This window comes from Mesonia sp. K4-1 (assembly GCF_008017825.1).
Lineage (GTDB): Bacteria > Bacteroidota > Bacteroidia > Flavobacteriales > Flavobacteriaceae > Mesonia.
The window spans coordinates 91,446-97,445 of sequence record NZ_VRLS01000010.1; the positions used below are offsets into that span (position 1 = coordinate 91,446).

A 6,000-nucleotide genomic window follows, 5' to 3' on the forward strand; every position below is an offset into this window, starting at 1 on the left:
ATGTTGCATAACTTGCCTTAGAATAGCAAAGTCTCGAAAGATTAATTAATCTTTAGCGATATCGGAGTATATAATTCTAACCTATCTTGTTGCAATCTTTTTCTTGTTTCAGCGATCAGATAAGGTATCGATCCTTGTATAGGTTTTGGAAAATTGCACCAACCCCTCTCCTACATTAAAGTCTCTAAAGTCCAAATCACAAACCACTAGTGGTGTTTCAAAACCTTATGAAAAAGTTAAACCCTACTCCTACACACGATTTTAAAACTTTCGGATGGTGCAAGTCCAAACTGGAATAAAATTCAGCACTATCAACATCCCAAAGGTTTTTGAAAGAGGTTTTTCATGGATATAACTAATTCTAAACCCCACTAATAAAAGTTGAAATGAAATCTTGTATTTTATTGGTGATTCGGGTGCTAATGCTTTCACGTTGTAAAACGCTGGGCTGCTTTTCTAAAGCGTCAATCACCTCATCTTCGGTTGCCATTCTACCCGTAAAGAGGTAATCGTTGATAATCTCTTCCACCTTTTTGTGGTCTAAGCTTTCCTTGAGGGTTAATTCACTCATCGCTTTTTTGGTTTCTATTTTCCAAAAGCGGTTAAACTCCTCTTCTACATCATCATCATTTTCTAAAGCTGGTAAATTATTTAGGATAAATTTCTGAATCAATTCTTTTTTACTTCTAAGCTCCGTTTCACCGGCAACCATATCTATAATTTCTTTTTCTTTCTTTTGCTGATCTTTTACTGGTGCATTTTTCAATTCAGCTAAGAGTTTTAGAATGTAAGTTACATTTACCTCATCACGATGAATCAACTCTAATTCAAAATCAATCTCATCTAAAATAGAAATATTCTCTTTCTGAGTATCGGTTTTTATTTTATCATAGAGATCAAGATATTTACTCGAATAATCAGCAAACTCCTGCTCTTCCATATAAATATCTTCAAAATTAAAGTCGGTAAAGGTTGATAAGATATTTTTTACACGCATTAACTCACGAAAAGCCTTTGCGAATAATAACTCCTCTTCCTCATTTCTTAACTCATTTACACTATCTACGCTAGGGGTTATATCAATTAATTTTTGATAAGCCTCATTAAATTGCAGTACATACTCTTCATAAGGAGCAACTAGAATCGTTTCTTTGGCATTTTTATCTGAAAATAAACCAATCGCTTCATCGGTTGCTTTTTTAAGGTTTCTAAAGGCTAAAATATTTCCTTGTGCCTTCTTCTCGTTTAGTATTCTATTGGTTCGGGAAAAGGCTTGTATAAGTCCGTGGTACTTTAAATTTTTATCGACATATAGCGTATTTAAAGTTTTACTATCAAACCCGGTCAAAAACATATTAACAACTAAAAGAATATCAATTTGCCGATTGCGTACCCGTTTAGAAATATCTTTCTTATAATTGAGAAATGCATTCCCATCTTTCCTGGAATGCCGTGTATTAAAGAGTTGATTGTAATCTTCAATATACTGATCTAATTTATCTCGATGGGGTATTTTATAAGCGGTTTGGGGTTCGGCTGCTATCCTAAAATCTTCATCTACTATTAATCCATCGGCATTTTTATCTTCCTCATTGGGAGCGTAAGAAAAAATCGTAGCTATCCTTAAATTATGTTCTCCAGCATCCCGCTTTTTTTTAAATAAATCGAAATATTTCACCAATACCTCTACATTACTTACACAAAACATTGCTGTAAATGTCTTGTGATGTGTTTTTCGGTTGTGATTGGCGAGGATATAATTAGTTACCGTTTCAATATATTCTTCACTTTCATAGACTTCTTTTTTATCAATTCCCTCGACATCCAGGTCTTCAATTTCTTCTTTCTGCTTAAAAACATTATAATATTCAATCGAAAACTTTAATACATTTTCATCTCTAATCGCATCGGTAATGACGTATTGATGCAAACATTCATCAAAAAGCATTTTTGTAGTATACTTTAGACTATTTTCTTGATGTGCATTTTTTACAAAAATGGGTGTGCCGGTAAATCCAAATAATTGATGATGGGTAAAAAATTTAGTAATTCGTCTATGGGTATCACCAAACTGACTGCGATGGCATTCATCAAAAATAAACACAATCTTTTCGTCTTTCAGCTTTTCGATTTGTGACTTAAAACGAGATTTACTTATAGCTGTATTCAGTTTTTGAATGGTAGTAATCATTAACGGGCGACTATCATCTAAAAATTGATTAACCAGCATTTTGGTGTTTTCTGTTCCGTCTATACTGTCTTTATCGAAAGAACGAAATTCTTTTACTGTTTGATCGTCTAAATCTTGCCGATCTACCACAAAAACCACTTTCTTAATTTTAGGGTTTTGCGTTAAGATCTGACTGGCTTTAAAAGAAGTTAATGTTTTTCCTGAACCAGTGGTGTGCCAAATATAACCGTTCTTATTGGTATCCTTAACTCGTTTGATTATGGCTTCTACTGCATAAAATTGATACGGACGGAGAATCATTAACAACTTATCACTTTCGTGTAACACAATGTATTTGGTAATCATCTTAGCAATATGACAGGGTTCCAAAAACACATTCGCAAAATCGGTAAGTTGTGTTATATTTTTATTACTTTCTTGACTCCAATAAAAAGTTTGTTTAAAACTACTTTTAGGATTGTTCGCATAATATTTTGTGTTAACTCCGTTAGAGATTACAAAGACTTGAACATAATGAAACAGCGCATGGCTATATCCGTAAGTGTCCTGATGATAACGTTGTATTTGGTTGAATGCTTTTGTAAGCTCTACCCCTCTTCGCTTCAGTTCTATTTGTACTAAAGGCAAACCGTTAATTAATAACGTAACATCATAACGGTTTTCTCGTTTTCCATTTACCGTGATTTGGTGAGTGACTTGAAATTCATTTTGACACCAAAAATCTTGATTGATAAATTCTATATAAGACTTTTTCCCATTATCCCGATGTAAAACGAACTTATCCCGAAGTGTTTTAGCTTTATCAAAAATATTCCCTTTGCTGAGGTGAATAAGAATCTTATTGAACTCCTCTTTAGAAAAGGTTGTTTTGTTATGTTTTTCTAATTGAGTTTTTAAGTTTTCTAAAAAATCTTTTTCTGTTTTGATAAGGATAGGCTGATGCCCTAAACTATCTAACTGCGATAAGAGGTTATTTTCTAAAACTTGTTCGGGTTGGGTAGTCATTACAATTGATTATGACCGTCAAAATACAAATAAATTACTTAGAATGTTAACATAGTTTTAGTTTTACTAAACTTGATTAACTTTCTAAATCGAAACTAATATCTTCCTTAACTAATTGTGTAACATCTATGGTAGGCAAAAGAAATTTATTAAATACGGTTCCTTCTGTTTTCGCATGTAATACTCCACGTCCTGAACTAACGGTTATCATCGCTAAGTGTGCCATAAAACCTTTAGGAAATATTATTATATCAGCTTCACAAAAACTTTCAAATGACTCGCTATCTATGCTAAAATGGCAACTAACCGATAACTTTAAAAACACTTTGTTGTTTTGCTGAAAAGTAAAGGTTGTAAACGTACCAATTAATCTATTTCCTTTATCAAAGTTATATTCTAAACGCGTATCTAAATTTATTTTAGCTTTAGAGTTCGCCTTATAATGCTCTTCAAAAGTAGCAAATTGCTCCGTTTTTAATCCCCGTAAAACAAATCCTATTCTTTTATTCATTACGATGCGTATTGGTAAAACGTTTCTTCCATTTCTTTCACCTCAAAATAATTAGCTCTAATTTTATTTTCAAACATTATATTTGTTTTAAAAGTATCTTGATTAGACTGATTAAATAAATCATTGAAACTATACAATTCTTCTAAACTAAAAGACTCCTTAAAAACCCTCTTTAATCGTTCCACTTGCTTTTCATAGTAGCTTGCTAAAATAGGGATATCTAAAACCTCTTGAAGTTTAACTTGAGTTTCTAAGGTTAAGTTTTCTTTACCGCTAACGATCTTAGATACTTGTTGCGGAGAAACCTTCAATTCTTGTGCTAATTTTCTTTGAGACCATTTTAAATGATCTAATTTCTCCAGCACTTTTAGTGCTATATATTGAGACTCCCTAAGCCTTGCTCTATGTTTAATACGTTCTTTGTTTCTTTGAAGTGTATCACTTTTCTCTTTAGAAACTAATGCCTTAAATTTATCTGTATTCGTTTTCATCTATTTCTTTTTTAAATTCACAGAAAGAGTCAGCATCCATTACGGCATTATCCTTTAGAAATGCTTTTGCTTTTTCCAGTTTTCTAAGTTCTTCTTTTGTATCTCGATGGTCTTTCATGTATAAACTCATCTTAATAGCTCCACCCGTCACTAAAAAACAATCGTCATCTATTTTTATAGCGTACATACGTAATCCATCTTGCTTTGAGGCTTTTCCTTTTCGTAGAGATAATAATTTAAACCCTGTTTCATTATTATGTAATTGTTGAAAGTAGGCATCTAATGGTAAGTTTTCCTCTACCAGTTCCTCTAATAAATCTTCAATTTGTTCTGCATCTCTAAGTCGATCATTAACAAATTTCCTTATATTTCTTACATCATTTTCTTTAGCAAATTTATACAAATAGCTAACATCAGTCCAAAGTTCAATTAATTTATCATATTCACAACGACCATATTCTTCATTATGAGCTTCTTTATAAGCTAAGGAATATAATTTCTCTGCAAATATATTAACAATCTTCATTATATCAACTTATAGGTTTATATTTAACACTAGCTTAAATAAATTAGTAAGCTATTGATCAGCATAGATGATTTATAATTCTATCTAAAGTAGAAAGATATAAAAAAACAAATACTTTGACACATCAAGTAAATTACAGGATGTGTCTTTTAACAATAAGACTCATCTGTCGCTATTTATCAAGAAGTATCAGTATTATCATTTCAACGAACGAAACATTTGATTAATTGCTTTTTTCTTTTGCTCTGCATTAGGATGTACATATAAATTCAACGTGGTGCTTATATTGGAATGCCCTAGCAATACGCTTACCGTTTTATAGTCACAATTACTTTCTATACAACGGGTAGCAAAACTATGTCGTAAGCCGTGAAACTTTAGTTTTGGCATTGCTAACTCCTCCATCAAGTTTTTATAGAAATTTCTGTAGGTTCTGGGTTCGGTAGGTTTTGCTTCATTGGTCAATATGAAAAAAGAAGGATTTACAATTTTTTTGATAGGCTTTAAAATTCTCAATAAATCCCGACTCATAGGAATCTCTCGAATTGAGTTTTTGGTTTTAGGACTATCAATAATCAATTCGGTTTGTCGAATGCCCTTTTGGATGGTATAGATACGCTGTATGGTTTTATTGACTTTTACCATTCCTAAATCGACATCTAAATCTTCCCACTGCAAAGCACAAACTTCCCCTATTCGCAGCCCAGTGCTTAAACAAATATAAACCCCCAAGCTTTTAAAAGTGAAATGTTCCTGAATGTGTTTCATCAATTTTTTTTGATCGCCTCTATTCAGTACTTCCAATTGCTGGCGTTCCCGTTCGGTTGGGAATTGAATATCAAATGCTTTATACTCCAATAATTCATGTTTTGCACCATATTTCAATATCATTTTGAGGACAATAAGCATGTCCTTTATGGTTTTATGGCTTAAGCCATCTTCTAGTTTTTTAAAAACAAAAGCCTGTACCTCTGCTTCTTCCAGTTCCGTTTTATTCCCAAACGCCGGTAGCAAATGATTTTCGATTAACAGCAAATAAGCCGATATCGTAGATCTTTTTACATATTGTTTTTTGTCTACTTGCCAAAGTTGTGTGACTGCTAAGATTGTTTGTGGTGTATTCATAGTTCTATTTACGTTAAAATCTCAAAGCTAAAACATATAGACTTTAATATCCTTTAGGAAAAGATTTCGGAAAAGTCCCCAATTTGAGATTTCCAGAGTTTAACAAAGAATGGAAGAAGAGAAAGTTATCTGACTTTTTAACATTCAAAAA

The 6,000-nt window shown here is 32.2% G+C and carries 5 protein-coding genes; all 5 read right to left on the reverse strand.

The features are described 5' to 3' along the window. Nucleotides 1-361: 361 nt before the first annotated feature. The 5 genes from FT986_RS01015 to FT986_RS01035 all read right to left on the reverse strand — a co-directional run bounded on the left by FT986_RS01015 (nt 362) and on the right by FT986_RS01035 (nt 5,849). Nucleotides 362-3,196 (reverse strand): type I restriction endonuclease subunit R, encoded by a 2,835-nt coding sequence (locus FT986_RS01015; RefSeq protein WP_147863424.1) that lies wholly within the window; start codon nt 3,194-3,196, stop codon nt 362-364. 76 nt (nt 3,197-3,272) lie between these two features. Beyond that, complete coding sequence (locus tag FT986_RS01020) at nt 3,273-3,707, reverse strand: hypothetical protein (RefSeq protein WP_147863425.1); 435 nt, start codon at nt 3,705-3,707, stop codon at nt 3,273-3,275. Continuing rightward, a complete protein-coding gene (locus tag FT986_RS01025) occupies nt 3,707-4,198 on the reverse strand; it encodes a helix-turn-helix domain-containing protein (protein WP_147863426.1) in 492 nt (163 codons plus the stop codon). Before FT986_RS01025 ends, FT986_RS01020 begins: the two co-directional genes overlap by 1 nt. Next, nucleotides 4,179-4,724 (reverse strand): hypothetical protein, encoded by a 546-nt coding sequence (locus FT986_RS01030; RefSeq protein ID WP_147863427.1) that lies wholly within the window; start codon nt 4,722-4,724, stop codon nt 4,179-4,181. The genes FT986_RS01025 and FT986_RS01030 overlap by 20 nt, the downstream gene beginning before the upstream one ends. Before the next feature lie 198 nt (nt 4,725-4,922). Further along, nucleotides 4,923-5,849 (reverse strand): site-specific integrase, encoded by a 927-nt coding sequence (locus FT986_RS01035; RefSeq protein WP_147863428.1) that lies wholly within the window; start codon nt 5,847-5,849, stop codon nt 4,923-4,925. Nucleotides 5,850-6,000 lie beyond the last annotated feature (151 nt).